This is a genomic window from Desulfoluna sp. CLI2B, assembly GCF_056847375.1.
The window spans coordinates 1,095,760-1,121,613 of sequence record NZ_CP186557.1 but is presented as its reverse complement, the minus strand read 5'-3'; the positions used below and the strand labels follow the sequence as shown (position 1 = coordinate 1,121,613).

The 25,854-nt window shown below is 59.0% G+C and carries 30 protein-coding genes and 2 pseudogenes; 8 read left to right on the top strand and 24 right to left on the bottom strand.

Translation table 11 applies throughout. The features are described 5' to 3' along the window. Positions 1-60 precede the first annotated feature (60 nt). From bamA to ACOYW2_RS05550, 8 genes and pseudogenes are all read right to left on the bottom strand, one after another. Positions 61-1,719, bottom strand: a pseudogene (bamA, locus tag ACOYW2_RS05585) (outer membrane protein assembly factor BamA); the annotation flags it as partial. 424 nt (positions 1,720-2,143) lie between these two features. After that, positions 2,144-2,839, bottom strand: a complete 696-nt coding sequence (locus ACOYW2_RS05580) for an ABC transporter ATP-binding protein (protein ID WP_482417102.1) — start codon at positions 2,837-2,839, stop codon at positions 2,144-2,146. Next, a complete protein-coding gene (locus ACOYW2_RS05575) occupies positions 2,832-3,560 on the bottom strand; it encodes an FtsX-like permease family protein (RefSeq protein ID WP_482769700.1) in 729 nt (242 codons plus the stop codon). The genes ACOYW2_RS05580 and ACOYW2_RS05575 overlap by 8 nt, the downstream gene beginning before the upstream one ends. After that, positions 3,472-4,086, bottom strand: coding sequence for an ABC transporter permease (locus ACOYW2_RS05570; protein ID WP_482769699.1), 615 nt, complete (start codon positions 4,084-4,086; stop codon positions 3,472-3,474). Before ACOYW2_RS05570 ends, ACOYW2_RS05575 begins: the two co-directional genes overlap by 89 nt. 69 nt (positions 4,087-4,155) lie before the next feature. Continuing rightward, the gene (gene lysS / locus ACOYW2_RS05565) at positions 4,156-5,646 is read right to left on the bottom strand and encodes a lysine--tRNA ligase (RefSeq protein WP_180145907.1); all 1,491 of its coding nucleotides are present in this window, start codon (positions 5,644-5,646) and stop codon (positions 4,156-4,158) included. 311 nt (positions 5,647-5,957) lie between these two features. Then, positions 5,958-7,250 carry a two-component system sensor histidine kinase NtrB gene (locus ACOYW2_RS05560; RefSeq protein ID WP_482769698.1) on the bottom strand — a complete coding sequence of 431 codons (1,293 nt, stop codon included), beginning with the start codon at positions 7,248-7,250 and terminating at the stop codon, positions 5,958-5,960. A 71-nt stretch (positions 7,251-7,321) separates the two neighbouring features. Then, positions 7,322-8,530: a type II secretion system F family protein gene (locus ACOYW2_RS05555; protein ID WP_482769697.1), complete on the bottom strand. Its 1,209-nt coding sequence runs from the start codon at positions 8,528-8,530 to the stop codon at positions 7,322-7,324. A gap of 233 nt (positions 8,531-8,763) precedes the next feature. Further along, positions 8,764-9,702, bottom strand: coding sequence for a radical SAM protein (locus tag ACOYW2_RS05550; protein WP_482769696.1), 939 nt, complete (start codon positions 9,700-9,702; stop codon positions 8,764-8,766). Positions 9,703-10,063: 361 nt separating this feature from the next. Here ACOYW2_RS05550 and ACOYW2_RS05545 point away from each other — a divergent pair, with 361 nt between their 5' ends. The 7 genes and pseudogenes from ACOYW2_RS05545 (at position 10,064) to ACOYW2_RS05515 (ending at position 16,051) form a co-directional block, all read left to right on the top strand. Beyond that, entirely contained in the window at positions 10,064-12,739 is a 2,676-nt protein-coding gene (locus ACOYW2_RS05545; RefSeq protein WP_482769695.1) for a CBS domain-containing protein, read from the top strand. A 197-nt stretch (positions 12,740-12,936) separates the two neighbouring features. Further along, positions 12,937-13,839, top strand: a complete 903-nt coding sequence (trpS, locus tag ACOYW2_RS05540) for a tryptophan--tRNA ligase (RefSeq protein ID WP_482769694.1) — start codon at positions 12,937-12,939, stop codon at positions 13,837-13,839. A gap of 122 nt (positions 13,840-13,961) precedes the next feature. Continuing rightward, positions 13,962-14,183 (top strand): annotated as a pseudogene (locus ACOYW2_RS05535) (segregation and condensation protein A); the annotation flags it as partial. 203 nt (positions 14,184-14,386) lie between these two features. Continuing rightward, the gene (locus ACOYW2_RS05530) at positions 14,387-14,737 is read left to right on the top strand and encodes a segregation/condensation protein A (protein ID WP_482422047.1); all 351 of its coding nucleotides are present in this window, start codon (positions 14,387-14,389) and stop codon (positions 14,735-14,737) included. Further along, entirely contained in the window at positions 14,718-14,972 is a 255-nt protein-coding gene (locus tag ACOYW2_RS05525) for an SMC-Scp complex subunit ScpB (RefSeq protein ID WP_482423673.1), read from the top strand. The genes ACOYW2_RS05530 and ACOYW2_RS05525 overlap by 20 nt, the downstream gene beginning before the upstream one ends. Next, positions 14,861-15,271, top strand: coding sequence for an SMC-Scp complex subunit ScpB (scpB, locus tag ACOYW2_RS05520; protein ID WP_482770986.1), 411 nt, complete (start codon positions 14,861-14,863; stop codon positions 15,269-15,271). Before ACOYW2_RS05525 ends, scpB begins: the two co-directional genes overlap by 112 nt. Before the next feature lie 318 nt (positions 15,272-15,589). Beyond that, complete coding sequence (locus tag ACOYW2_RS05515; protein ID WP_482417110.1) at positions 15,590-16,051, top strand: RrF2 family transcriptional regulator; 462 nt, start codon at positions 15,590-15,592, stop codon at positions 16,049-16,051. A gap of 140 nt (positions 16,052-16,191) precedes the next feature. Here the strand turns inward: ACOYW2_RS05515 and ACOYW2_RS05510 are convergent, their stop codons facing one another. The 7 genes from ACOYW2_RS05510 to ACOYW2_RS05480 form a co-directional block, all read right to left on the bottom strand. Next, positions 16,192-16,299 carry a DUF1571 domain-containing protein gene (locus tag ACOYW2_RS05510; RefSeq protein WP_482769693.1) on the bottom strand — a complete coding sequence of 36 codons (108 nt, stop codon included), beginning with the start codon at positions 16,297-16,299 and terminating at the stop codon, positions 16,192-16,194. Beyond that, the gene (locus ACOYW2_RS05505) at positions 16,277-17,086 is read right to left on the bottom strand and encodes a DUF1571 domain-containing protein (protein WP_482769692.1); all 810 of its coding nucleotides are present in this window, start codon (positions 17,084-17,086) and stop codon (positions 16,277-16,279) included. Before ACOYW2_RS05505 ends, ACOYW2_RS05510 begins: the two co-directional genes overlap by 23 nt. 222 nt (positions 17,087-17,308) lie before the next feature. Then, entirely contained in the window at positions 17,309-17,893 is a 585-nt protein-coding gene (locus tag ACOYW2_RS05500; protein ID WP_482769691.1) for an alpha/beta fold hydrolase, read from the bottom strand. 416 nt (positions 17,894-18,309) lie between these two features. Next, positions 18,310-18,873: an acyl-CoA dehydrogenase family protein gene (locus ACOYW2_RS05495; protein WP_482769690.1), complete on the bottom strand. Its 564-nt coding sequence runs from the start codon at positions 18,871-18,873 to the stop codon at positions 18,310-18,312. After that, positions 18,831-19,544 (bottom strand): acyl-CoA dehydrogenase family protein, encoded by a 714-nt coding sequence (locus tag ACOYW2_RS05490; protein ID WP_482769689.1) that lies wholly within the window; start codon positions 19,542-19,544, stop codon positions 18,831-18,833. Before ACOYW2_RS05490 ends, ACOYW2_RS05495 begins: the two co-directional genes overlap by 43 nt. Positions 19,545-19,659: 115 nt before the next feature. Next, positions 19,660-19,839 (bottom strand): hypothetical protein, encoded by a 180-nt coding sequence (locus ACOYW2_RS05485; protein ID WP_482769688.1) that lies wholly within the window; start codon positions 19,837-19,839, stop codon positions 19,660-19,662. Further along, positions 19,805-19,954 (bottom strand): MerR family DNA-binding protein, encoded by a 150-nt coding sequence (locus ACOYW2_RS05480; protein ID WP_482770985.1) that lies wholly within the window; start codon positions 19,952-19,954, stop codon positions 19,805-19,807. The genes ACOYW2_RS05485 and ACOYW2_RS05480 overlap by 35 nt, the downstream gene beginning before the upstream one ends. Positions 19,955-20,503: 549 nt before the next feature. Here ACOYW2_RS05480 and ACOYW2_RS05475 point away from each other — a divergent pair. Next, entirely contained in the window at positions 20,504-20,815 is a 312-nt protein-coding gene (locus ACOYW2_RS05475; RefSeq protein ID WP_482769687.1) for a hypothetical protein, read from the top strand. A gap of 92 nt (positions 20,816-20,907) precedes the next feature. Here ACOYW2_RS05475 and ACOYW2_RS05470 read toward each other — a convergent pair whose 3' ends face one another. The 9 genes from ACOYW2_RS05470 to ACOYW2_RS05430 all read right to left on the bottom strand — a co-directional run bounded on the left by ACOYW2_RS05470 (position 20,908) and on the right by ACOYW2_RS05430 (position 25,852). Continuing rightward, positions 20,908-21,159 (bottom strand): bacteriohemerythrin, encoded by a 252-nt coding sequence (locus tag ACOYW2_RS05470; protein WP_482770984.1) that lies wholly within the window; start codon positions 21,157-21,159, stop codon positions 20,908-20,910. Positions 21,160-21,532: 373 nt separating this feature from the next. Then, on the bottom strand, positions 21,533-22,402 hold the full coding sequence (locus tag ACOYW2_RS05465; protein ID WP_482769686.1) for an HD domain-containing protein: 870 nt from the start codon (positions 22,400-22,402) through the stop codon (positions 21,533-21,535). After that, a complete protein-coding gene (locus tag ACOYW2_RS05460; RefSeq protein ID WP_482769685.1) occupies positions 22,399-22,683 on the bottom strand; it encodes a hypothetical protein in 285 nt (94 codons plus the stop codon). The genes ACOYW2_RS05465 and ACOYW2_RS05460 overlap by 4 nt, the downstream gene beginning before the upstream one ends. Before the next feature lie 235 nt (positions 22,684-22,918). Further along, positions 22,919-23,560 carry a hypothetical protein gene (locus ACOYW2_RS05455; protein ID WP_482769684.1) on the bottom strand — a complete coding sequence of 214 codons (642 nt, stop codon included), beginning with the start codon at positions 23,558-23,560 and terminating at the stop codon, positions 22,919-22,921. After that, positions 23,554-24,213 carry a polysaccharide deacetylase family protein gene (locus ACOYW2_RS05450; RefSeq protein ID WP_482769683.1) on the bottom strand — a complete coding sequence of 220 codons (660 nt, stop codon included), beginning with the start codon at positions 24,211-24,213 and terminating at the stop codon, positions 23,554-23,556. Before ACOYW2_RS05450 ends, ACOYW2_RS05455 begins: the two co-directional genes overlap by 7 nt. Further along, positions 24,197-24,532, bottom strand: coding sequence for a hypothetical protein (locus ACOYW2_RS05445; protein ID WP_482769682.1), 336 nt, complete (start codon positions 24,530-24,532; stop codon positions 24,197-24,199). The genes ACOYW2_RS05450 and ACOYW2_RS05445 overlap by 17 nt, the downstream gene beginning before the upstream one ends. Next, a complete protein-coding gene (locus ACOYW2_RS05440; protein WP_482769681.1) occupies positions 24,522-25,013 on the bottom strand; it encodes an adenylate/guanylate cyclase domain-containing protein in 492 nt (163 codons plus the stop codon). Before ACOYW2_RS05440 ends, ACOYW2_RS05445 begins: the two co-directional genes overlap by 11 nt. Continuing rightward, positions 24,985-25,272, bottom strand: a complete 288-nt coding sequence (locus ACOYW2_RS05435) for a HAMP domain-containing protein (RefSeq protein WP_482769680.1) — start codon at positions 25,270-25,272, stop codon at positions 24,985-24,987. The genes ACOYW2_RS05440 and ACOYW2_RS05435 overlap by 29 nt, the downstream gene beginning before the upstream one ends. Next, positions 25,223-25,852 (bottom strand): hypothetical protein, encoded by a 630-nt coding sequence (locus ACOYW2_RS05430; RefSeq protein ID WP_482769679.1) that lies wholly within the window; start codon positions 25,850-25,852, stop codon positions 25,223-25,225. Before ACOYW2_RS05430 ends, ACOYW2_RS05435 begins: the two co-directional genes overlap by 50 nt. Positions 25,853-25,854 lie beyond the last annotated feature (2 nt).

Below are 25,854 nucleotides of genomic sequence, written 5' to 3'. Positions count from 1 at the left end.
TGGTCTGGGCATTGTACCGTCGGTCCCTGGAATGAGGGTCGGACAGAGGCTGAAGGCGGCACTGCTGAGGGTGTTCTCACCCTCCATCTCCTTGATCTGATCCGACGCTGTGGCGTCGATGTCGTCGATGGTGTTTTTCTCAAAGGTGTAGGAGACAAAGGCGCGGGTGTAGTCGTAGACAGGATAACCCAGGGTCAGCCCGCCACCGACACTCTCTTTGTCGTAGGAGGTGTACTCGTCGTCCCACTTTTTCAATTCATACTTGGAGTAGAGGGGAATGTCAAAAAGCCAGGGTTCCACAAAGCTCAAGGTAAACTTGTTGCCGGTTCCGCCGAACTGGGCCTTCAGGTCCAGGGACTGGTCCCTGCCGAAGAGGTTTCGCTTGGAGATGGAGGTGGTCCCGAAGAGCTTGTCCTCGCTGCTGTAGCCCATGCCAAAGGTAAAGGTCCCGGTGGGTTTTTCCTTGACGTCGATGGAAAGGTTGACCTTGTCCGGGTCTGTGGTGTCCAGGGTATTGACCTTGACGTCGCCGAAGTACTGAGGACGATGAAGCCGCGGCCAGTTCTCCTTGAGCCTTGCCCCCCGGTAGAGTTCCTGCTCGTAGACCTTAAGCTGGCGGCGGATCACCTTGTCCCGGGTCACGGTGTTGCCGGTGATGATGATCTTGTCGAAGTAGACCAGGCTCCCTTTGGTGACCCGGTAGGTCACATCCGCCACCTTCTCTTTGCGGTTGCGCCGGATGTCGGGGACCACCGAGGCCCGGGCGTATCCCTCGTCGCTGTAGGTATCGGTAAGGGCCACCACGTCGTTCTGGACCTTCTCGCGGTTGAGGAACTCATCCTGCTCCACGGTCAGCCTCTCGAAAAGCGCCTCCTTGGTGTCCAGGATATCGCCTGAAACGTCCACCTTGCCCAGGGAGTACCGGATGCCCTCTTCGATCTTGATGGTGACAAAGATCCACTTGCCCTTGTACTCCACCACGGGGTCTGCGATGCGGCAGTCGATGAAACCATTCTTCTGGTATTCGGCGTTGATCACCGCCATATCGACGTTCAGGTCCGCCATCTCCAGGGTGCCTGAGGAGGTCAGCCAGGAGAAGAACCCCTTCTTTTTGGTTTTGATCATCTTTCGGATCTTTTTGTCCGAGAAAAAGTCGTTGCCCTCCACGGAGACCTTTTTGATCCAGATCTTCTCCCCTTCTTCCAGGGTGAATTCAAGATCCGCCTGGTTGTTCTCCACGTCGATGAGCCGGTAGCTCACCTTGGTCTTATAATAATGTTTTTCGTTGTAGAGGCTCTCGATCTGCTTGATGGAGGTGTTCAAGGCGCCGGTGTTGAAGATGGCCCCCTTGGAGAGGGTGATGTTCTCCTTGATCTTCTCGTCGTCGAACACATGGTTTCCGGTCACCAGGACGTTTCTGATGGTGGGTTTCTCCTTCACGCGGAAGACCACTGTGGCCGTGGCGTCGTCATGGTGCTCGGCCACCACCTTGATGTCCTCGAAATACCCCATGCGGTAGATGGCTTTCATGTCCCGGGTGAGGGCGTCCTTTTTCAGGCGATCCCCGGCCTTGACACGGACCACGCGAAGCACCGCGTCGGACTCGATGCGGCGGTTCCCCTCCACCTTGACATCGGCCACGGTCTCAAAGCTGAAGATACGGGAACCGATCTTTACGGCCAGGTCCCCCACCGTGGAGATGAGGGTTTCCACGCCCATGCCCTCGCTGGAAAGGGGTGTGGTGGTTGCGCGCCGTACGTCAAACAGCTTGGCATCCAGCTTGAAGGTATCCCCTGTCTGGGTCATGGTTCCCCAGACCACATGGTCGACATTCTCGGATGTTGCCAGGGTCGAAAGGCGAGCGGTGTTTACGGCCCCGTCTTCTCCCACGGCCCCCAGCAGGGGCCCGGCGTCCACCATCTCGCCTCCGTCCCGCTTGAGCTGGCCGGAAAGGGTTGCAGGGATCTGATCGGAAAGGTACGAAAGATCTGTATCAGAAACCACGCGAAACGGAAGAACGGCGATTCGTTTCGCCGCCTCTTCAGCCCGAACGGGATCGGCTCCGGCCATCACCACGATCATGATCATCAGAGAAAAGAAAAGTGATCTGGTCAGTCGAGTCATCATGCTGTTTTCCTTGTAATCAATTCCGTTCAACGAGTTGCCCCCCTTCCAGGGTTACCTGGCGGTCCATGTAGCCGGCCAACTCCATGTTGTGGGTCACCACCACAACGGTCATGCCGGTTTCACGGTTCAAATCGTCGAGCAACTCATGGATCTGGCTGCTGTTCTTACCGTCCAGGTTACCGGTCGGCTCGTCAGCCAGAAGAATCGCGGGCCGTCCCACCACCGCTCGTGCAATGGCCACGCGTTGTTGTTCCCCTCCGGACAATTCCCCCGCCCGATGGTGAAGCCGCTTGGAAAGCCCCACCCGGTCGAGGATCGCTTCGGCGTCCTTAACGGGTGCTTCTCCCTTTTCCCCTCTGATCAGCCGGGGCAACATCACATTTTCCAATGCTGTAAACTCCGGCAACAAATGATGAAACTGGAACACAAAGCCGATGGTTCTGTTGCGAAAATCCGCAAGGTGCTTGTCGTCCGCCGCAAACACATCAACCCCGTCACAGACAAGCCGCCCGGCGTCGGGCCGGTCCAGGGCCCCTACGATATGCAGCAGTGTCGATTTTCCGATGCCGGACGCTCCGGTGACGGCAATGCGCTCGCCGCCCACCATGGAAAAATCCACGTCCCTGAGCACGTCCAGGGACACGCCTCCGGCACTGTAGGACTTGGAAATGCCTTCCAGGGTCAGGCTGGCGCCTCTCTTGGAATCATCCATAACGTATCGCCTCCACCGTGTTCTGCCTGGAAGCCTGCCAGGCAGGGTACAGGGTGGCCAGAAAACAGATGCAAAAGGCCGAAGCGGAGATGGCCAGAACATCCATGGCCTCCAGCCGCACCGGCAGGGTTGAAAAGATGTAGACCTTGGGCAGGTCGATGAACTTGAAATGCTTCAGGACAAAGCAGAGCGCCACCCCCAGGGCCACCCCGATGGAGGTGCCCACCATGCCGATGAGGGTCCCCTGGTAGACAAATATCCGCATGATGCTGCCGTCCGTGGCGCCCATGGCCTTTAAGATGGCAATATCCCGCGTCTTCTCCATCACCATCATAATGAGGCTGCTGGCAATGTTGAAGGCAGCCACAAGAACGATAAGAATCAGGATCACGAACATGGCCGCCTTTTCAAGCTTGAGTGCTGAAAAAAGGCTGGCGTTCATCTGCATCCAGTCCCGGGCCCAGTACACGGGCCCCAGCTGCCCGAGGACCCCTTCGCGAACCTCATGGGCCTCATAGGGAGCATCGATCCAGACATCTATGCCCGTCACCTTGTCCCCCAGGCGAAAAACGGACTTGGCGTCCTCAATGTGAATGTAGGCAAAGGCGCTGTCGTATTCGTACATGCCGGAATCAAAAAGACCGGCCACCCGGAACCGCCGCATGGAGGGCACGTGCCCCATGGGGGAAATCATCCCCTTGGGAGAGATCAGGTAGATCATGTCCCCTTCCCCCACGCCGAGATTCAGGGCCAACTCTTTGCCCCAGCACCACCCCCGTGGGCGCTCCCCTGGAGGGGGCTTTGCGGGCGAGCTTTTCTTCAAGGAGTTCCGGGTCAAACCCTTCGACCTGGGTCACACCGGCATCAGGGTCCACCCCGCGGACCACGGCACCGGACACGCCGTAACCGGAACGCAGCATCACCTGGCCGTAGACAAAGGGGGCGGCCACCGTCACCCCGTCCACCCCCTGGATCACATCCTGAAGGTTTGCCGGGTCGGCAATGCCGCCGCCACGTTTCATCACGGTAATATGGGACTGGAATCCCAGGATACGGGCCTTGAAATCCTTCTCCGCCCCGGTCATCACGGCAATCACCACCACGAGGGCCATCACCCCCACGGCAACACCGGCGACCGACAGCAAAGAAATCAGGGAAATAAAGGCTTGCCTGCGCTTGGCCTTCAGATAGCGCAAGGCAATGAGGAGTTCATACGATATGGAAAGGGGCGATCCGATTCGGCTCATTCAACCATCGTTTTACAGGAGGTATTAAAAAAACCGTCGGCAGGGCTCTGCCCCGCCGACGGCGTCTTATCATGACTTTTCGATCCGCTTCATCAAGGGGAACAGAATCACCTCACGAATGGACGGGGAGTCGGTCAGCAGCATGGCAAGCCGGTCGATGCCGATGCCCTCGCCGGCCGTGGGAGGCATCCCGTACTCCAGGGCTTCGATGTAGTCGCTGTCCATGTTGTGGGCTTCTTCATTGCCCGCTTCCTTGTCCGCCACCTGCTGGAGAAAACGGTCGCGCTGGTCTTCCGGGTCGTTAAGCTCGGAAAAGCCGTTGGCGATCTCACGGCCCGCGATGAACAGCTCAAAACGGTCGGTGAGTTCCGGGTGGACGTCGCTGCGCCGTGACAGGGGCGACACCTCCACGGGGTAGCCGGTGATGAAGGTGGGCTGGATCAGGTTGGGTTCCACCAGCTCATCGAAGAGCTTGGTGATCACCTTGCCCATGCGATCCGCCTTGGTGATGTGAATGCCCTTGGACTCGGCAAAGGCCAGAAGGCCCTGGTGATCGTCCAGGATCTCTTTGTCCACCCCGCCGATCTCCACCAGGGAGTCCAGTAGGGGAATGCGTCGCCACGCCTTGCTGAAATCGATGGTGTTGCCCTGGTACTCGATGACCGGCGACCCGGTGGTCTTTTCGGTCACATAGGCAAACATCTCCTCGGTGAGGTCCATGAGGTCTTCGTAGTTGGCGTAGGCCTGGTAGAACTCAATCATTGTAAACTCAGGGTTGTGCCGGGTGGACACCCCTTCGTTCCGGAAGTTGCGGTTGATTTCGAACACACGCTCGAACCCGCCCACAACCAGTCGCTTCAGGTAAAGCTCAGGGGCGATGCGAAGGTAAAGGTCCATGTCCAGGGCGCGGTGATGGGTCACAAAGGGAGTGGCCTCCGCACCGCCGGCAATGGGCTGCATCATGGGGGTCTCCACCTCGAGGTAGTCCCGTTCGAGGAGGAACTCGCGCACAGCCTGGACCATGCGGCTTCGCCTGCGGAAGATCTCCTTGACGTCCTGGTTCATGATCAGGTCGACATAACGCTGGCGGTAACGTTTCTCCGGGTCTTTGAGACCGTGGAATTTTTCAGGCAGGGGGCGCACGGACTTGCACACAAGGGAGAGGCAGGTGGGCTGAAGGGTCCACTCACCGGTGCGGGTCTTGAAAAGGGTGCCGGTCAGACCGAGGAAGTCACCGATATCCATCTTTTTAAAGAGGTCGTAGGCCTCGTCCCCCACCTTGTCTTTGGCCACAAAGGCCTGCATCAGGCCGCTGCGGTCACGGAACCGGACAAAGGAGGATTTGCCCATGCGGTTGATGGCCATGATGCGGCCAGCCACGGTAAAGACAGCTCCCTCTTCGCCGGTATTCTCCGGCTCGGCTTCGATGAAGGCCTTGATATCGGCCACAGTATGGGTTACCCGCAGGTCATTGGGGTAAAGGTTGATGCCCCGCCCTTTCAGCTCTTCATTCTTCGCTCGTCTCTGCTCAACGACGTCCTGTGCGCTTTCTTTGCTCATTCTTTTGCTGCTCACTTTATTGATGGCCCCGTAAAAAAACAGCCCTGCCCCGGCACATCCGATGCCGGGGTTGCCCCTACCATAGCAGGATAGGGAGAACCATTCGCAGCATATTTTTTTACGGTCGCATCATCATTAGATTATGTTCAGAAGCCGAGGCTTCGGATATTTCCTGGTTCGAAACCGCTTTGGTCCCCAGGTGCCCCCGGCCGCACGGGCCGCACCTCCGCCCTCGAATCAGACGGTTTTCAAGACAGCTTTGCCCGGATTCGACCAAAGGTCCCTAACCTAACCAATTTCATTTGCCGCTGTCAACAGCGGTCCCGAAGTTCCCGGGGCGATGGGGTTCCGGAGTCACAGGGAAGCGAAAGCAGAAACTCCGCCCCCTCCCCGGGGCAGCTCACAACACGAATCCCGCCGCCGCTCTCTTCCAGGAGCCTGTGAACAATGGAAAGCCCCAGGCCCGTGCCCTCTTTTTTGGTGGTAAAAAAGGGGTCAAAAATGTGCTTTACGATATCCGGGTCGATGCCCACCCCATCATCTTTAACGGAGAGCGCCACTGCATCCCGGCTCTTCCTGTAGCCGGAAACAATGACAGTCCCGCCGCCTGAGACGGCCTCGGCAGCGTTGATAAGCAGGTTGAGCATCACCTGGCGCAGGTGCCCCAGATCCATGCGGACCGTCAGGCCCTCCACCACCAGAACCTCCACACCCACATGATGCCCGTACCGTACGTCCTGCTCCAGCAGGGCCACGGTCTCCTCCACCACTGACGCCACCAGGATGGGCGCCGGACTACCGGAGCCGGGCCGTGCAAAGAGAAGAAACTCCGTCACCAACCCCGAAAGCCGGGCGGTTTCGCGCACGGCAATCCCCATGAGTTTTTCATGGTGGGGCTCCCATCCTTTCTCCCCTTTGAGCATCTGGATGGAGCCGGAAAGGGAGGCCAGGGGATTTTTGATCTCATGGGCCAGGCCGGCAGCCATTTCCCCGATGATGGCCATCTTCTCCACCCGCTTGACCTGCTCTTCCATCACCGCCAGATCCGCCCGGGCCCGGGTCTCCTGTTCGGCGATGTATCCGCTCACCAGACAGGTAACGAGGCAGGCGAGAAACAGCACCGAGGTCCGATAAAAGACGACCTGTCCGGTAAAATCCTGTGCAAAGGGAGAGGACTCAAAGCCCGGGGGCGCCAACATGCCGTAGTGCTGAAAATTCACCAACACCCCAAAGGCAATGCAGGAGACGGCTGCGGTAAAGTACCCGCCCATCCGTCCCAGGATGATGGTGCCGCAGATAATGACAATGGGATAGAGAAAGAGAAAGGGGCTGTAGAGAAGCCCTGTGAGGTAGGCTATGGCGGAGACGACGAGAACGTCTCCGAAGATCTGGATCCCGCCGAAGGCCTCTTCATGCCGGAACCATCGGAAGGTCGCCAGATAGAGAAGGTTCACAAGAAACACGAACCCCGCCACCACATACAGAGAGGTGAGGGGCTCGACAAAAAACGAAAGGCGCTCGCCTGCCCGATAGACAAGGATGGCGCCAAGGGTCAGCATGGCAAACAGAGCCCGCCCGAGCATCAGCCACCGGAGTTTCCGCACAAACTCCGTATCTCCTGCACGCGCACCCTGTCCCCGGCGATCCGGTGGAGTTCCCACGGCGCCCGCGGCCATCAGCCCACAACGCTGGCCATTTTGAAGATGGGAAGGTACATGGCCACGACCAGCCCCCCGATCACTACTCCCAAAAAGACCAGCATAAAGGGCTCAATGAGAGAAGTCAGGTTCTCCACGGCCTGGTCCACTTCGTCGTCGTAGAAATCCGCGATCTTCTCCAGCATGGTGTCCAGGGCCCCGGTGGACTCTCCCACGGCGATCATGGAGCAGACCATGGAGGGAAAGATGCCGCTTTCGATAAGAGGATCGGCCATGGTGCGCCCTTCGGAGATCCCGGCACGCACCTCGTAGATGGACTCTTCGATGACCACGTTGCCCGAGGTCTTGGCCACAATATCCAAAGCGTCCAGAATGGCCACGCCTGAGTTGAGCATGGTTCCCATGGTGCGGGTGAACTTGGAGACAGCCACCTTTCGGATCAGGATCCCGAACACGGGAATTTTCAGAAAGGTCCGGTCAAGAATCTTTCGTCCTTTGACCGTCTTGCCAAACTGCTTGTAGGCGATGACCGCAAGCACGATACTAACCAAAATATACAGAATTTTCCCACGGACAAACTCGCTCATGTTGATGACCACCTGGGTGGGCAGGGGCAGCGCCGCGCCAAAATCTGAAAACATCGTCGTAAAAGAGGGAATGACAAACACCAGAATCACAGCCACCACCAAAACGGCGATGACCATGGTGACAATGGGATACGTCATGGCGCCCTTCACCTGGCGCTTGAGCTTCATCATTTTTTCCATGTAGTTGGACAGACGGCGCAAAATGATGTCGAGGATACCCCCGGCCTCTCCGGCAGCCACCATGTTCACGAACAGGTCGTCGAAGAGCTTCGGATGCTTCTTCAGGGCCGCGGCAAAGGTCTGGCCGCCCTCCACATCCCCCTTGATCTCCTTGATCACCTTTTTAAAGGTGGGATTCTCCTGTTGATTCAGCAAAATTTCGAGGCACTGGATAATGGGAAGCCCTGCGTCGATCATGGTGGAAAACTGCCGTGCAAAAACAATGATATCGTTTTCCTTCACCACGGGCTGCAGGAAGGTGACGTTCTCCAGGATATCTTTGGGTTTCTGCTTGACCTTACCCGGCACAATGCGCATGCGCGTGAGGTTCGCTCGGACCGCATCTTCACTGCGGGCTTCCATTTCCCCTTTACGGGTTTCGTTTTTTCTGTTCTTCCCTTCCCAGAGATAAACAGGCATCGTCAACCTCCTACAAAAACTGGAGAGCGGGTTGGCATCAACATGCCCTGAACGGGCATGGGCGTGGCATCGAAGCGACCTTGCGGTTGGTTGGATGGGCCAGGGAACACGGCAGGGCCGCCTGCCATGAACCCATCATTCCTGAGACAGAAATTCAGGAAACGAAAACGCGGTTATGATTTCATTAAATGTTTTTCCCCATTTTATCAATCAATTTTTGGTTTGTCGCCGCTTTACAAGGGCTTGTAAAACATTCCCCGAGCCTGGATTTCCTGCTGGATCCGCCCTGTGCGCATCAGTATTTCCAATGCCTCATCCACCTGTTCCAGTAAAACGCCAAGGCTCTCGGCCAGGTCCTCTGCCGTGCAGGGGCGCCTTTGCACCATCCCCAGAATCCGTGACGCCACATCCGCGTCGCTGTCTCCGCCCGTTGAACGGGGGGTGTACGCTCCGATAACCTCTCCGGATCCCAGGGCCTCGGTAATGATTTTCAGCCGCTCCGGGTCCGCCGGTTTCACCCAGGACTCGGTACCGGGACGATCCAGGGTGTTCACCTGAACACGGTCCGGGCCGATACGTTTCACCACCTCGGCAAGCCGCGCCACCTCAGCATCATCGTCGTTAACGCCGGGCACGATGAAAACCTCGATCCACAACTCACCTGAAAATTCCTGCCGGAACGCGATAAGCCCCTCGGCCATGGCTTTGGGGTCCAGGGAAGGATGGGGCCGGTTCAGGGCATGAAACACCTTTTGGTTCGATGCCTCAAAGGAGGCGACGACCAGATCCGTTCGGGCGGCGTCGCGTCTCACATCCTCCCGGTCAAAAAGAGTGCCGTTGGTGAGCAGCACCACACGGACACCGGGGCAGCGGGATTTGATATGGTCTGCAATCTCCCCCAGGTCTTCGTGGAGGGTCGGCTCCCCTGCCCCGGAAAACGTCACGGCGTCCGGGGGCTCATGGGTGGCGAGATACCGGTCCAGTTCCGCCATCACGGCTTCTTTCGGCACCAGGGCGGAGCGCTTGACCGTAAGCCTTGTGGTGGCCCCGCTTTCACAATATACACAATCCAAAGAGCAGGTCTTTGACGGCACCAGGTCCACACCCAGGGAAAGACCCAGACGGCGGGAGGGCACAGGCCCGAAAAGATAGACATACGGTTCTTCTGTCATGGAACGTCCTCACTTGCTGAAAAATATGAAAAGGCCACCGACGCCCGGCACCGGCCTTGACCTGACGGAGGCACTTGGTTATATCATGCTCATGCGCGTCGCGACCCGCGAAGCTAAACAAATTTCTCGCGCGATTTCAAGGCCGCCGGTCACGTAACCGGACGCGCCCTCGCAGCGTGACCCTTGTTCAAGGCTGTTGCATTCTCGCACACCCGGGAGCAAGACGCAAAAACGACGACCAGAACAGGAGCCGACTGCCGCCCGGCAGCCAGCCCAGGCCGTGAACACCTTCCGCAACCCGCATGCCGGGAACCCCGGTTCCACTCTTCCCGGCCACCACAGACGTTTAAAAGGGGAGCCCGTGCACGAAACCAACCCAGCCAGCCAGGACGGCCTGACCGTCATCACCACCCACATCAACGCTGATTTTGACGGCATCTCCTCGGTCCTTGCCGCCCATAAACTCTACCCCGACTCCGTGGTGGTCCTGCCCAACGCCGGAGAGAAAAAAAACCTGAAAAATTTTTTCATCAGCTCCCTGCTCTATCTCTTCAACATGAAACGGAGCACCGACATTGCCGGCAAGCGGGTCAGCCGGGTGGTCCTCGTGGACACCCGGGACCTTTCCCGTTTAGGGGAGGTGGCCGCCATCATCAACGAGCAGGCTCCGGAGATCCACATTTACGATCACCACCCCGACCTGCCCGACGCCCTGTCCGGAGCCCTTGAGGTCATCCGCCCCACCGGCGCCACCGCCACCATCCTCACCGGACTCATCCGGGAACGCGGCATCGAGCTCTCCAAAGAAGAGGCCACCATCATCTGCCTGGGGATCTACGAGGACACCGGATCCTTCACCTACGCGTCCACCACCCCGGAAGACTTTGAGGCCGCGGCATGGCTCGTCTCCCTGGGCGCCAACCTGGACATCGTCTCCAGCCTCATCGCAAAGGAGCTGGACCCGGCCCAGGTGGCCCTCATCAACGAGATGCTGAACCGGTCCGAGCGACGGATGATCAACGGGGTGGAGGTCACCCTGGTCACCCTGGCCCTGGAAGAGTACATCCCGGACCTGGCGACACTTGTGCAGAAAATGATGCGCATGGAGAGCCTGGGGGTCCTTTTCGTCCTGGCCGGCATGGGCAACCGTATCCACGTGGTGGCCCGAAGCTGCCTGCCCGAGGTGGATTGCGGGGCCATCTTATCCGATCTCGGTGGGGGCGGCCACCCCTTTGCCGCCTCGGCCTCCATCCGCAACATGCCCCTGGCCCAGGTGGAGGAGAGGCTCGGCGCCCTGCTCGCCGCCCGGGTCAAACCCATCCGGACGGCCCGTCACCTCATGAGCGCCCCGGCCATCACCACCGCACCGCTCCTGCCCCTGTCCGAGGCGTCGCGGCTCCTGACCCGTTACAGCATCAACGCCCTGGTGGTCACCACCTTCGACGACGAGAGCGAGCAGCTCCTGGGCTATATCACACGCCAGGTCATTGAGCGGGCCCTCTCCCACAACCTGGGAGCCTGCCCCGTGCAGGACTTTATGTTCTCCTCCGTGGCCACGGCCAGCCCGGACACCGACTTCAACACCCTGGTGGACCGCATCATCGGCGACAAGCAGCGGCTCCTGCCCATTATGGAAAACGACCGCGTGGCAGGGGTGGTGACCCGCACGGACCTGCTCAACCTGTTGGTCTACAGCAAGGAGCACGCCCGCCCCGAAGGCAGCGAAGTCAGCGCCCCGCCCCACTACCCGAAACAGAAACCCGTGGTCTCCCTCATGCGGGAACGCCTCACCGGAGAGATCCTCGACCTCCTCAAACAGATCGGACGCGTAGCCCACGACATGGGCTACGGGGTCTTTGTGGTGGGCGGATTTGTGCGGGACCTGCTCCTGCGACGGCAAAACGACGACATCGACATCGTCATCGAAGGGGACGGCATCACCTTTGCCAAGGCCTTTGCCGAGATGATGGGGGCCCGCATCAACACCTACACCAAATTCGGCACCTCGGTGATCATCTTCCCCGACGGCTTCAAGGTGGATGTGGCCACGGCCCGCATGGAGTACTACCCCTCCCCGGCCGCCCTGCCCGAGGTGGAAACCAGCTCCATCAAGCTTGACCTGTACCGCAGGGATTTTACCATCAACACCCTGGCCATCCGCCTGGATCCCGACGGGTTCGGCACCCTCACCGACTTTTTCAACGGCCAGCGGGACATCAAGGAAAAACGCATCCGAATCCTGCACAACCTGAGCTTTGTGGAGGACCCAACCCGGGTGTTCCGGGCCATCAAGTTCGAGCAGCGTTTCGGGTTCACCATCGGCAAGGTCACCCGGGAGATGATCAAGAACGCCATCCACCTGGACGTGTTCCGGGAGCTGGGGGGCCTTCGGGTTTTCAACGAGTTCCGGCAGATCCTGGAAGAGGAGAACCCCATCCCGTCCATCCTGCGGATTTTCGACCTGGGCCTCATGGAGATCATCCACCCGGGCATCACCCGGCACAACGAGCTCATCGACCAGCTGGACGAAGCCAAAAAAGTCCTGGCCTGGCATGACCTCATGTACACGGACGAACCCATCGAACGCTGGATCATCTACTTTTTGACCCTGCTGGCCCCGTGCGACAGGGAGGTTTCCGAGGTGGTGGCAAGGCGCCTCATGCTGCCCCCGAAGTACCGAAAAATCCTCACCGAGGAGCGATTCCACGCCAGGGGAGCTTACATCTGGCTCACCCACGGCCTGCCCGCCGCCAACAGCGACCTGCATCGGCAGCTCTCCCCCTTGAGGACCGAACTGCTCCTGTACGTCATGGCCATCTCAAAGGACGAGGCCATCAAAAAAGCCATCTCCCATTACATGAGCCAGCTCCGCCACATCACCCTGTCCATCAGGGGCCGTGACCTCAAGACCCTGGGCCTCAAACCCGGCCCCCGCTACGGTGAGATCCTGGCAGACACCCTGGCCGCCAAACTCGACGGCCAGCTCAAGGACAGAGACGACGAGCTGGCCTTTGCCGCCGGCTACCTAAAGGGGTGACCCGCCCAAGACAAACCGATTGACGTTTGATCTTTCCCCTTTTTTCCGGCATAGAAGGGGGGCACCCGGTGGGCCAGCCCCGCCTTGAGGATTAAAAAAGAGACACCGTGTGACCCCGCCAAGGGGCCGCCTTATTGACTGCATAGATACCCGGTGTTCCGCACCCCTTGCGGAACGCCACCCTAAGGATGAACGCGATGAAAGAGACCGTACTGACAGGGATACAAACCTCCGGCACCCCCCACCTCGGCAACTACGTCGGGGCCGTCCGGCCCGCCATCGAAGCGAGCCGCAGAACCGATGTCCGCTCCTTCTATTTTCTGGCGGACTACCACTCCATCATCAGCTCCCACGACCCGGAAAGACTCAGGCAGTCCAGCATGGAAGTGGCGGCCACATGGCTTGCCACAGGCCTGGACACCGACAACGCCGTGTTTTACCGCCAGTCGGACATCCCCGAGATCCCGGAACTCACCTGGGTCCTCACCTGCATGACGGCCAAGGGTCTTATGAACCGCGCTCACTCCTACAAGGCAAAGGTCCAGGCCAACGAAGAGAACCGCACCGGTGACCCGGACAAAGGGATCACCATGGGGCTCTACAGCTACCCCATCCTCATGGCCGCAGACATTCTCATGTTCAAGGCCCACAAAATTCCCGTGGGAAAAGACCAGATCCAGCACATTGAGATGGCACGGGACATCGCCGCCCGCTTCAACCACCACTACGGCGAACACTTTGTGCTCCCTGAAGCCATGATCGACGACTCCGTGGCCGTCCTTTCCGGCCTCGACGGCCGCAAGATGAGCAAGAGCTACAACAACACCATTCCCCTTTTTCTCCCCGAGAAAAAGCTGCGCAAGCACATCATGAAGATCAAGACCAACTCCCTGGAGCCCGGTGAGCCCAAGTCCACCGAAGGGTGCACCCTCTTTGAGATCTTCCGGGCCTTTGCCTCCGCAGACGAGGTTGCCGATGTGAAAAAACGCTATGAAGCCGGTATTGCCGGCGTACTAGTTCCTCTTCGAGTACTTAAACGAAACCCTCTCCCCCTTCCGGGACACCTACGACCGGCTCATCGCCAACCCCGGAGACATTGAGGCCGAACTCATCAAGGGCAGGGACAAGGCACGTGAGTACAGCGTCCCCTTCCTCAAGGAAATCCGGGAAGCCGTGGGGTTCACCCCCCTGGGATAACCCCGCACACGGAAACAGGAACGCCATGAACCGACTCTTCGGTACCCGCTACGCCGTCAAGCTCGATGTCTTTGAGGGCCCCATGGACCTTCTGGTCCACCTGGTCATCAAAAACGACATGGATATCCTCGATATCCCCATCGCCATCATCACAGAGCAGTACATGGCCTATCTGGAAATGCTGAAGAGCCTGGACATCGAATTTGCCGGTGATTTTCTCCTCATGGCGTCCACCCTCACCCACATCAAGTCGCGCATGCTCCTCCCCCCGACAGGGGGCGAGGAGGATGAAGACCCCCGTATGGAGATCGCTCGGCCCCTGCTGGAATACCTGCGCATGAAACTGGCTTCCGACGCCGGGACCGGAGATGCTCGGCACCGCCCCCGGGTTTTGCTCGCCAGGGGCAGCGGGAGCCCGCGCCGGACCCCCCTGCAGGGGAAGACCGGCTCGTGGAAGCCGACCTCATGGACCTGGTCAACGCCTACAAAGAACTCATGGCAGGACGCTACCGGGATCATGCCGTGGACTTCTCCACGGAAAAGCTCAGCGTCCGCCAGCGAATCGAAGAGGTGGCAGCAAAGCTGGCACAGAAAGGATCCGTCCTGTTCACCGACCTGTTCCATCCCAAAGAGTCCAAGGCCGAGTTGGTGGTCACCTTCCTGGCCATTCTGGAGATGGCCAAACAGGGCCGCCTGCGGATCATGCAACACGTCCAGAGCGGTATCATCCGCGTTTTTGCCCCCATGCCGGAACCTCCGGCCCATGAGGAGACAGCCCTCCATGCCCCAGCCAACCCTTAAACAGATCGTCGAGGGCCTCCTCTTCTCCGCCCCCCACCCCCTGTCCATGGACAAGCTCCGTCGCCTGGTCCCGGAAACGGAAAAAGAGAGGGTGCCGGAAACGGTCCGTGAGCTTGTGGCCGAATACACCGCCCGGGACGGCGGCGTCCACCTTGTCCGGGTGGCCGGAGGCTATCAGTTCCGCACAGCGGCTCGCCGGGCTGGACCGCCCGGACCGACCAGGCCCCGTCCCTGAAGCTCTCCAAGGCCGCCCTGGAGACCCTGGCCGTCATCGCCTATCGCCAGCCGGTGATCCGAAGCGAGGTGGAGTACCTGAGGGGAGTGGACTCCGGCGGAATTATCCGAAGCCTCCTGGACATGCGACTGATCCGGGTGGCCGGGCGCAAAGAGATCCCCGGGCGTCCGCTGATCTATGCCACCACACGCCACTTCCTGGAGCTCTTCGGCCTCAACAGCGTGGACGACCTGCCCTCTCCGGAAGAGCTCGGTGCCCTGGACACCCCTTCTGCCGATGTACCGGACCCCGCGCCCTGAACACGGCCCGCCCCTTGACAGCCCTTTTATTCCAAAGGCTGACATTCATTTTTGTTCATCGGCATGGGCACAACTTTCCCCCTGAAGTGTCCTTTTAAAGTTTTCATTGACAGAACTTCCCCCGGCAACATAATCTTTTAGTCCCGTCAGACGTCCATTTACCGGGATTGCTTCCGCTCAAGAGGCCTCAGGGTCGAGCCAAAAGCGCCCCATGGGGGTCGTGCCCCGGGCCACGACGCGGAGCATACCATACACAGGAAAAAGACATCAGGGACTTAAACGTGGCACAGACTCTCTTGATATTCGGGTAAAAAACATATGAGACTATCCAGCAAAAGCAGATATGCCGTCAGAGTACTTCTTGAACTCGCGCGCCATAAAGAGGGCGATCCCATTCAGGTGGGCGTCATTTCAAGGCTTCAGGACATCCCCGTTAAATTCCTGGAGCAGATCATTCGCGACCTTAAAAAAGACGGGTACATCACCAGCTTTCGAGGGCCCAAGGGCGGATACAAGCTCATGGCAGACCCCGAGGCCATCACCTTCGGTGAAATCGTCCGAAAATTCGAAGGCGAGAGCGATCTCGTGGAGTGTGTCGCAGACCCCGAAGGGTGCAAACTCTCCGACGAATGCAGGGTGCGCACCGTCTGGGCCGATGCAACGCGCAACCTGTACGAATCCCTGGACAGTATCACCATCGCGAGCCTTCTGGAAACGTCCGGCGGCAACCTCAACGATGCCTGTGATGCCTCCCACTTCAAGCGTGAAGAGTTTTATTGATCACGCCGTCGTCCGTTTCACGACACACGCAGGCCGTGTCAGGCCTCGAATAAGACTGAAAAACCCGGCTTTCGCCGGGTTTTTTTGTCTCGATCCGTTGCGTCAATTCAGCTCAAAGGAAGGCGGCATTCAGCCCGCCATCAAAACGAATAGCCTTTGTTATCGGGGTCAAAATCATAGCTGCTCAACCCCACGTTGAGCTGCAGGTCCCTGTAGTGGTACACCTCATAGGGTGTTGTTCCAGTCATAATTCTCAATCTTCACGAGAAGCTCAGAATCCGCGTCATAATAGCTGACGGAACGACGACAATAGTAATCAGGAATCGTCAGGGCCTGTCCTTCCCTGATATCCTGCGGCGTATCCACGCCCTTGTTCACCGAAAGAATCACGAACATGTCCTGATCGTATCGGGCCGCGACATCCCAGAGGGTCTCCCCTTTTTTCACCGTGTGGACAGCCCCTTTCACCTCTTCCGGGAAAAACGCCTCCACGACCACCACCTCACGGCCGTCCAGGCTCTGACGGCCCCGGTCCATCACACGGACTTCATTGCGGCTCAAGCCTTTCTCCAGGTCGCGGAGAACGACTTCTGTGGTAAAGACGATGCCTGCATGGAATATCGGGTGATGCTGCCCCTCCATGGCCATCTTGCCCGTGGGATCCACGTTCACCGTAACCAGCCCCAAAAAACCGCCCTTATGGGCCTTTAGACGGTCTTCGTTTTCCCCTTTGACGTACAGGGCCTCCTGCCCCTTGTTGACCTTTCCGATCCATTGCATATACACCCGACCCGGCTGGGCGTATTTAAAGAGGATCTCCTCTTCCGGGCCAAGGCTGCCTTCGAACTGCTCCCGCTTCACAAGGACCGCCGTGTAATCGGAAAGAGAGCGACTCGTCTCAAGGGATCGCTTCACCCGGGCCAGAGGGTCGGCCACCATGACCTCCGCACACACCCTGCTGCCGAAAAAGAAAAAAGCCGCAACGAAAACGACCGCCCCACCCCAGCCTGCAACGCTCCTTCTGCTTCTCTTCATCCCCTTCTCCCTTTGGTTGCCCGTAACATCATGGTGATTTTAGGCGGCCTGACGGACACCCTGCGTCATGTTTACATTACGTAACATTATTCACCAACAGAGTACAAGGAGCCAAAAGCAAAAGAAAAAAAGGCTATTAAAGCGGAATCCGCCCAAGCGGTCACACCGAGTCCAGATGTTCCTTCACCAGGGTATTCACTTCCGAGGCGTGTAAAACAGGGCTTAATGCCATCTCGGGGTACAGCTCATGGGCCCGGTTGCCAGACTGGCGGCCCAAAATGGCTGAGATGGCGGTGGTGAGCACCGGACTGTGCCGACCGGTGGCAAGACAGACGGGACAGTCGATTTGCCCGTAATCGAAAGGGTAAGGGGGGTGGAGACCGCGGGCCTTGAATCCAGAAGCACTCTGCCTACCCCCGATGAAAGGGCTTTGCGGGCACCGTCCGGAAGCAGGTGAAAGCCATCCGTACCCGTGAGGCTGTTGAAAAACTCCCGGGCGGCACCCTCGTCATCTCCACGGTCGTGGAGCTCCGTAATACGACCGATCAGGGCCCTGCCGTCGTGTTGAAGGGGGTGCCCCGTCTCGTCGAGGACATGGTTACACATGGGCTCGAAGAGCACCAGGCTCTTGACGGCCCCGGGGAACATAACCGCATAGCACAGGGCCACGGCCCCTCCGTAGGAATGGCCCACCAGGTGACAGGGACCACGGGCCTGCAAATGGCCGTACACAAGCCCATGGACCCTTTCGGCCTCGGCCTCCATGGAGTGAGGTGTTCCTCCGGGTCGGGAAAGGCGCCTCACCATAACCCGTCAGGTCGACGGCAACGGGACGATGGGTCGGCGTAAGCTCGTCAAAGAGTACGCCACTGGCGCCGGGTGTTCATGGGAGCCGTGGGAAGTAGACCACCGTCTGTTCCGGCGGCGTCGTGGGGAACAACGTGCAGCATCCGGCCTCCCAGGTTGTAAGAAAAGGGTAACTGTTCAGTTGCCTCCGGCGACCAGGTGGGGACACCTGGAAGCCCTGTGGCGAATGCATGAAGGCAGCCGCGAGTTGCACTCGCGCCTCCCCTAATTCGGTAGATTTCGCGTGGGGTATGACATGTGGCAACCGTTTTTGAGAGGCCCATGTCACTCTTCCGGCACAGGGGAGTGGGCCCCGTTTTGGATTTCCTTTACTTACGGAATAACTCCGGCGGATCGGTTTGTCACTCACCCGTGTGCTACATGATCTTTTCATCCGCGGCAAAGGCTTCTTCGGCGTCGGTTTCACAGTCCCGGGTCTGCCCTTCCTTGCGTGCGGCGGCCTGCTCGTCGTACCACTCCCCGGCGATAATCAGGGACATCACCTCGTTGGTCCCCGTCCAGATGGAGGCGAGCCGCAGGTCCCGGACAATTTTTTCCACCGGATAGATGGTGGTGTACCCGATGCCCCCCATCACCTGCATGGACTTTTCCGCCACGGTCTGGCAGGCCTCGGTGACAAATTTTTTGGACTCGGAGACCAGGCGACGGATGCGGGCCGGTTCCACGGCTTCGTCCACGGCGCGGCAGGTGGTGTAGATCATGCTTCGGCTGGCATCCAGGAGCATGGCGGCCTCGGCCACCTGAAAGCTCACCCCCTGATAGCGGTTGATGGTCTTTCCGAAGGCCCGTCGTTTGGTGGTGTACGCCGTGGCCACTTCCAGGGCGGGACGTGCGGCACCGATGGTCATGGCGGCCGTACCGAGCCGCTCAGGAATCATCATGGTGTTGAACACGGCAAAGGCACCGTTGAGGCGTCCCACGATGTTCTCCTTGGGGACCTTGACCCGGTCGAAGACAATGCGGACCCCCGGCACCCCATGAGCCCGTAAAGATACTCCACCTTCACACCGGGTCCGCGATCCACGATAAAGCAGGTGAGGGCCTTATGGGGCTCGGCCCCTTCATCGGTGCGGGCGTACACAAGAAAATAGTCCGCCCCTTCACCGCCTACGATGAACCGCTTCTGGCCGCTTAAAAGAAAATGGTCGCCCTTGTCCTCGGCCGTGGTGTTGGTGCCGAAAAAATCGGAACCGCCCCGGGGCTCGGTGAGACACTCGGCCGCAGCAGCCCCTCCCCCTTTAAGAAGGGGTTTCACGTATTTTTCCTTCTGGGCGTCGGTGCCGTGGAGGATGATGGCATCGCACACCAGCTCCGCCCCCACGCCGAAGGTGCAGGCCATGATGTAGCCCAGTACCCCCACCTCCTCCATGACCATGGCTGTGGTCACCCAGTCCAGGCCCCGCCCTCCCCAGGCCTCTGGGTAGCGGCATCCCATGAGATTGCGCCGCCCCGCCTCCTCAAGAAACTCTTTGGGAAACTGCACCTTGTCGTTGTCCATGTCGATGAGCAGCTGCCTGGGCACCGCCTTGACAAACTCCCGCACCTCGTCCCTTAACGCAAGGGCTTCCGGGCTCAACAGGTAATCGAACATTGCCCCTCCCTTTGGATTGATTTCATCGTCACCAACCAACCTGAACAGCTATGGACGCAAGGCCTCCGGCGGCCCTGCCGGGGGCAAACATATATAAGGCTTTAAAATGGTCTCGTCATCGCTTCAGCTCCTGCAGGCGAAGCTCCAGGGCCTCTTTCATGGCCCGTATATCCTTTTCCATGAGGTCCAGCTCCCGTTTGCGCTCCCTGACCTCCTCGATCTTTCTCTCCGCATAGGCAAGGCTCATTTCGATCTGCCACTCATTCCAACTCCCGTGCTGGCAAGGCCGATGCATGAGCGATCTCTTCCAGGGAACACCCAAACCGTTTTCCCCTCAGAATAAGCTTCAGGCGGGCCCTGTCCTTGCTCGTGTAGACCCTTGGTCTCCCGGGGGTTCGAGCCGGGGGTATTAGCCCCTTTTCTTTTGAGTACTGAATGGTTGAAGCACTGAGTTCCAGACTTGATGCCAGTCCTCCTTATATGGTATATTGCTGGCCTTCCGAACGGCTACTCTCAAACCTTTCTTCTCTTAAAGTTAACTTTAAGTTAGCGGTACACACCATCCCTTGTCAAGCCCTGTTTACCATGGTAAACATCGACCCATACCCTGTATCAAGTACCTATGGCTCGAAAGGCCTTACCCATCGTGCTTTGACAGACTCTCTTCCCCCACAGGTTTCACATTTTTGTAAGAGTGTGCCATAATGCCGCCCATCAAACCATCAGAAGCCCTTAAGCGCTTCCGATTCAACCCGCAGGGCTGCCTGCGCAACAGGAGATTTTCATGAGCATCAACCGATTTATGGACGAAGTCATTTCACGGGGAGCGGAAGCGGTTTTGCCCCACAACCTGGAGGAGGAATGGCTTGAACGCCTGTTTATCGCGGCAAAAACTTTTTCTTGCCATGGCGGTTCTGAGCTAGGACTCCGACGAAGAGCCCTTCGGAGACGAGAACTCCATGATGCTCCTCTCCGCCGTCACCGAGTTGACCCAGGCCCAGAAAGATTATACGCCCGACGAGGAAGATGACCAGGTGGACGAAGGCCTCTTTTTCGAGAACCTCTCCTGCTACTCCCTGTCCATCCTTTTTGAGGCCATCCGCCAGCAGAGCGAATTCACCTTCGACCTGCCGGACACGGAGACCATCTTCGACAGGGACCGCCTCTATGCCATCGAACAGGAGACACCCGTTATCACCGAAATCCTCAACGAGCTGGTTCTGGGTGTGAAGCCCGACGAGGCCTCAGACGAGGACGCGCAACCCGAATAGTTTACCGACCCGCAACACAAAAAGGGGACCAGGCACATGTGGCCTGCTCCCCTTTTTTTTGTGTCGCGTGTCTGTGCGGAATCTTCCCCGGATCAGCTGCGTCCGCGGCGCCCCATGGCCTGGCACTCCGCCAGGTAGTTCTGGACGCGGATAAAGGGTGCGTAACGTGCGTCCTCCTCCTTGATATGCGCGGGAAGCCACGAGATCACATAGGCCAGCGCGTCCTCGGACACCTTTGCGGGATCTTCGGAAAAGAGGCGACGGAACCCCATGATCTTTTTGATGAACCGCTTGTGCTCACGCTTGTGCTGGTTCAATTCGGGGTATTGTTTTCCCACCAGAATACGCTCCTCTTCGTTCGTCGAAGTGCATCCTGGGACTCATGATATCGGCAAGGGCTTCGCCGATATTCTCAAAATCCTCTTCTTTTTTCCGTTTCACAGCGGTGAGCTCCTGGAGCTTCATCGCTATTTCCATAAGGCGCTGATTGCGCTCGTCGATCAATGGAGTTCTGACCCGCAGGAATCATCCAAGCCAGTCCTTCCATAGGGTACCTGTCTCCTTTGCACCGATCGGTTTGTCTGTGATATGGGGATCGGACGCTCTGCCCGCAGCGTCTCCGCCGGGTCAGGTGCGGTATCATTCGTGAGTATATAAGACGATCTGGTTACTGTTTTGGATATATAGCATCGAAATTGCGAGGGGGACAACCCATTTTCACAACCCCGTTTCGAAGGTGAGCCCGGTAGGCGTCGCCTCCCCTTGCAACCACCTCTTCCAGAAGCGAAATCTGCGCTGAAATCTGATCGGTATAGACATTACGGTCCATCCGCAAGCCCTCAAAGTCGCGTCCCGAAAATGATCCAGCACGCCCTTGCCGTCCCCGTCCACCATCTCCCTTAGGGCCTTCCGGCAAAATGCCGGCGTGTTCATCACAAGATCCCGTTCACCGAAAAAGGCCTCTTTATCCGCCTCGCGAAGCTCCTGGGCCAAAAGCAGAATCTTCTCCGCATACCGGCAATCGGCCATTTGCCCGCCCAGGTCAGCCGCCTTCAGCAGCTCCCCCATGTACCGGCACTCTTCGGTGTCGAACCGGATGGAGCGCATGTCCGCCTCAAGCTCGGTGCATGCAAGAAGAGACCGTGCAAAGCCACAGGAGGCCCGGTCCCATCCATGGGCGACGAGATACGCCCCGAGCATCTCCATACCGCGCGGTACATGCCTTTTGGTGAGTTCCGCCCCCGTGGTTTCGGGGTCATCCACGCCCCGGATCAGCCCCGCGTCGTGGAAAAGGGCCGCCACCAGGCAGAGAAGCCCCTCTTCGGCGGTGATCCGGTGGCCGTCGAGCACCGCACCGTGAAGAAGGCGAGCCATGGCAAGCGTCACGGTGACCACGTGGGTCAGGTTGTGAATGGCTTCTCGGAGGGGCAAATATCCCGGCCACTCTCCCCGATAAAGACGCTCCACATCGTCCCAGGACTCATCCAGAAAAGCCTCGTTGCCTCCGGGCCACATCAGCCGAAACAGATCTCTCACCTCGTTGCGCGCTGCCCCATGGGATTCCATGGTGACCAGATCCACTGTCATGGTGTGTGCCTCCCCTTACCCGGCTGGATGCCCTCCACTTTTTCAAGGAGGCGCCCGGCATTTTCTACACCCTCTCCGGCCTTGGCATGCTCCGGATTCAAGATAAGGCTCTTTCGCCACTCGGCAATGGCGCCGGTAAGATTTTCCTGAAGAAACAGACGAACCCCCTTTCGATAATGGCTCTCCGCTCTGGCTTTCAGCGTCCGGTTCAGTTGCGCCGCCAGCGCCTCTTTCCCGGGGAAACCGGAATCCACGCCCTCCAGCACATCCCGGCACGTCACAAAGGGGATCTGTTCCAGACAGCCTGTGCCTCGCGAAGGCGCTGGGTATTTGTGCGAACCTTCTCCATCACGCTGCCGTGCCTGGATGGCAAGGATCTCCTTGATTTGTGGTTTTTCGTTCTGAAGGCATCCACCCGGCCATGGCCAGCGCCTCCCCGCAGGCCCCGCCGGAACAACGCTTCAGCCAGGTTATGGGCTGCGGTGTTTTTTAAATATAGGGCTCCCTCATCCCCGGCTAATAGCCAGGCATCCTCCGGAAACGGCCAGGCAAACCCCAGGCCTCGTTCCTGTAATCCCTGCGCGCCTTTGCAATGGAACGGCCGTAGCTGAACTGGGCGGCCACCAGGGAGGCCTCCACTTCGGGCAACCGAAGCAACTCTCCAGCGGCCAGGTCATCGCCGTAAAGGGCCGCCACCAGGGGAGCAAGCCGGACGTTCTTATACACCCGAAGGGCCATGTCCGTTGCGGATTCCCCCTTCCTCACGGTGCAGGGAACCACCAGGTGTCGGGACAGGGTCCCGCGAAGGCGCTCCTTGGACCCTCCATGGCCCGGGTCCATGCGCAACACCATGAGGAGGTGCCGGATCCCCTCGTCCGTATCGCCCCGGGTCAGGGCCGTGTCCGCAGCCGCGAGCTCTCCCTGGATGTGCTCACGGCGAAGCGCGTGAAGGGAAGCGAGCTTCTCACGGGACACTGCCGCCGACGCCTCCCAATACCGAATGGCCCCCACGATATCCCCCCGGGCCTCCAGGGCCAGGGCACGCTCCTGCAAGGCATCGGGAAAGGGCACCTCGGAACGGGGGACCATGGGAATCCCGCAGCCCCCCAGAATCATCAGGCAGGCCGCCACCCAGAAAATACGACACGACCTCACCATGCCAACCTCGCCTCCCTGAAGGTGTCCAGATAACGGTCCAGGGGCTCTTCAGCCCCGCGTCCCCCCACATCCATACGCACGATGCTCAGGTTGTCGCAGAAAAAAGGATTTCCTCCGTCTCCCAGGACAAAGATCCCTTTGGTCCCCAAAGAGACCATCACCGAGGCCAACACGCTGTTGCCGGTGCCGTCCGGATACGCGGCAAACCGCACGGGTTGCCCCGTATGACTCTCCAGGCGTTCATGGGACGTGGTGATGGATTTCTTGACACGGCGTGTGTAACCCACCAGGCTCTCCTTGGGCGCAGGGGACGAGAGCCCCCTGGCCTCAGCAGGAAGCAGGGCGGGCTCAAGTCCGCCTTGCGCAAGTTGCGCCACTTCCTCCCACGTCAGCTGCCCGGGCGCCCCCACCTCGGACGGGTCCAAAAACAGAAGCCCGGTAAGTTTTATATGGCCGACCTTTGCCAGGAAGTCCCTGAACCCCTCGGCATCGCGAACCTCAAAGGCAAGGAGCACAGCGCCCTTGGAAACCGACCGCTCCATGCGGATAAATCCTAAAAAGGCCTCGGGCGTCAACAGGGCAGACCCCATGGTCTTCAACTGGAGCAGGTCGCCCTGCAGATGTTTCCCCACGGATTCAGATGTGCTCTCCATCAATCCACCGATAAGTCAAAACCGGCACGGCCTGGTAGCCGTCCGATCGGATTCCCAGATCATAAGCAGGGGTTGTGGGAACAAGCAAAGGGGTGTTGGCAGGCGTCAGCCCGGGCGGGTTCAGGGCTTTGACGGCCGGAAGGCCCGCGTCCCCCCCGCCGAAATCAGCAGCTACTTTTTCAAGGTTCTCTCCGGGGCCGGGTTGCACCACCACATATTCCCCGGCATCGTGGTGCCAGGGACGCGCCGTGCAGGCACTCCCCAAAAAGAAAAGTGCCAGCAGCACACCCCACAGCCGTCGTTCGGATTTAATTTCCATAATCGCGTATTCCTGTCACCCGGTACACCTCCACCAGCCCGGAGCGCCCCTTGACCTTCTGGGGCACCAGGGACTCCACCTCCAGCATGTCCCTGTGCCTCTCCATGACGCTGCTTCCCACAACGATCTCACCGCCCTCGGCCAGGGCGTTGATGTATGCGGCAACATTGACCGTGTCCCCGATGACCGTGTACTCCATCTTGGCCTGGGAGCCGATGCTGCCCGCCACAACCACTCCGCTCTTGATGCTGATCCCCACGCGGGAGAGAAGAGGGTTCCGGCCAGACTCGCCGGCCTGGCGAAACGCCTGCTGCATCTCCACGGCAGCCCGGACACACCGTTCCCATGGTCTCCGGATCTCGAATCGAGAAATCCTCAACACGGCCAGCACCGCGTCGCCGATAAATTTGTCCACATACCCCCCATGCTTGAGGATAATGGAGGTGGCGATCTCAAAGTAGCTGTTCGTATCTTCTTCCACCAGCACCTCCGGGGCCCGGGTTTCGCGAATACACTCCACGTCGGGCAGACACGGCGGTGATCCTCAACCCCTCGAGCCAGCTGTTCCTGGTCTGCATGATCAGCTCCAACACGTCGGCCCCCACGTACTTGCCGAAGGACTCCCGCATCATGGTCTGCTTGAAAAGCTCCTTGCCCATGCGGTTGAAGGCCGTGGCCAGACGGCCGAGTTCATCGTTGCTGACGGCGTCCTGACCTATGGCCTGGAACCTCCTTGGCAAACTCCTGGGTGGCCGTCACAAGGCCGGAGATGGGCTTGGAAAAGCGGCGGCCAAAGAGCACCGCCACCACCAGGCCGATAAGGCAGATGATCATGGTGCTGATGACAAGAAAGGCCCGCTCGTCCAGGAAAAGCTGGTCGATGAAATCAATGGAGAGCCCCACGTGCACCTCGCCGAGTCGCTTCTCCTTGAACACGATGGGAGCACTCATGTTCAAAACCTGCCCCGCACCTTCGGCGCTGACGGTGAAGAGGTCGACCTCGCCCCGGGAGCCCACCGGTCCGGTGGGCGGGTAGCGCACCATGGTGTTACCGATGCGGGACGAATCGGTATGGGCCTTGATCACCTCGTTGTTGTCCACGATGAGGGCGTACAGATGGCCGTCCACCCCTTCGGCGTTCTGGATCAGGGCGTTGAGGGAAAGGATGTTGTCTTCAAGGAGGGGGATCTTGGCGTTGCTGGCAAAGTAACCGAGGCTCACCATGCCCAGCTTCACCGCGTGATTGTAGAGTTTTTCCTTCTGGCGCTCCAGGATCACGTAGCTTAAAAGCCCCACGGTCAGGAGCATCACCACGGTCATGG

Coding starts and splice junctions, on each gene's coding strand:
- ACOYW2_RS05580 (WP_482417102.1), bottom strand. CDS start 2,839: ATGGATGATTCCAAGAGAGGCGCCAGCCTGACCCTGGAAGGCATTTCC.
- ACOYW2_RS05575 (WP_482769700.1), bottom strand. CDS start 3,560: ATGATCTACCTGATCTCTCCCAAGGGGATGATTTCCCCCATGGGGCAC.
- ACOYW2_RS05570 (WP_482769699.1), bottom strand. CDS start 4,086: ATGAGCCGAATCGGATCGCCCCTTTCCATATCGTATGAACTCCTCATT.
- lysS (WP_180145907.1), bottom strand. CDS start 5,646: ATGAGCAAAGAAAGCGCACAGGACGTCGTTGAGCAGAGACGAGCGAAG.
- ACOYW2_RS05555 (WP_482769697.1), bottom strand. CDS start 8,530: ATGCCTGTTTATCTCTGGGAAGGGAAGAACAGAAAAAACGAAACCCGT.
- ACOYW2_RS05550 (WP_482769696.1), bottom strand. CDS start 9,702: ATGACAGAAGAACCGTATGTCTATCTTTTCGGGCCTGTGCCCTCCCGC.
- trpS (WP_482769694.1), top strand. CDS start 12,937: ATGAAAGAGACCGTACTGACAGGGATACAAACCTCCGGCACCCCCCAC.
- ACOYW2_RS05525 (WP_482423673.1), top strand. CDS start 14,718: ATGCCCCAGCCAACCCTTAAACAGATCGTCGAGGGCCTCCTCTTCTCC.
- ACOYW2_RS05515 (WP_482417110.1), top strand. CDS start 15,590: ATGAGACTATCCAGCAAAAGCAGATATGCCGTCAGAGTACTTCTTGAA.
- ACOYW2_RS05510 (WP_482769693.1), bottom strand. CDS start 16,299: ATGACTGGAACAACACCCTATGAGGTGTACCACTACAGGGACCTGCAG.
- ACOYW2_RS05505 (WP_482769692.1), bottom strand. CDS start 17,086: ATGAAGAGAAGCAGAAGGAGCGTTGCAGGCTGGGGTGGGGCGGTCGTT.
- ACOYW2_RS05500 (WP_482769691.1), bottom strand. CDS start 17,893: ATGGTGAGGCGCCTTTCCCGACCCGGAGGAACACCTCACTCCATGGAG.
- ACOYW2_RS05490 (WP_482769689.1), bottom strand. CDS start 19,544: ATGTTCGATTACCTGTTGAGCCCGGAAGCCCTTGCGTTAAGGGACGAG.
- ACOYW2_RS05485 (WP_482769688.1), bottom strand. CDS start 19,839: ATGCATCGGCCTTGCCAGCACGGGAGTTGGAATGAGTGGCAGATCGAA.
- ACOYW2_RS05475 (WP_482769687.1), top strand. CDS start 20,504: ATGATGCTCCTCTCCGCCGTCACCGAGTTGACCCAGGCCCAGAAAGAT.
- ACOYW2_RS05465 (WP_482769686.1), bottom strand. CDS start 22,402: ATGACAGTGGATCTGGTCACCATGGAATCCCATGGGGCAGCGCGCAAC.
- ACOYW2_RS05455 (WP_482769684.1), bottom strand. CDS start 23,560: ATGGTGAGGTCGTGTCGTATTTTCTGGGTGGCGGCCTGCCTGATGATT.
- ACOYW2_RS05450 (WP_482769683.1), bottom strand. CDS start 24,213: ATGGAGAGCACATCTGAATCCGTGGGGAAACATCTGCAGGGCGACCTG.
- ACOYW2_RS05445 (WP_482769682.1), bottom strand. CDS start 24,532: ATGGAAATTAAATCCGAACGACGGCTGTGGGGTGTGCTGCTGGCACTT.
- ACOYW2_RS05430 (WP_482769679.1), bottom strand. CDS start 25,852: ATGACCGTGGTGATGCTCCTGACCGTGGGGCTTTTAAGCTACGTGATC.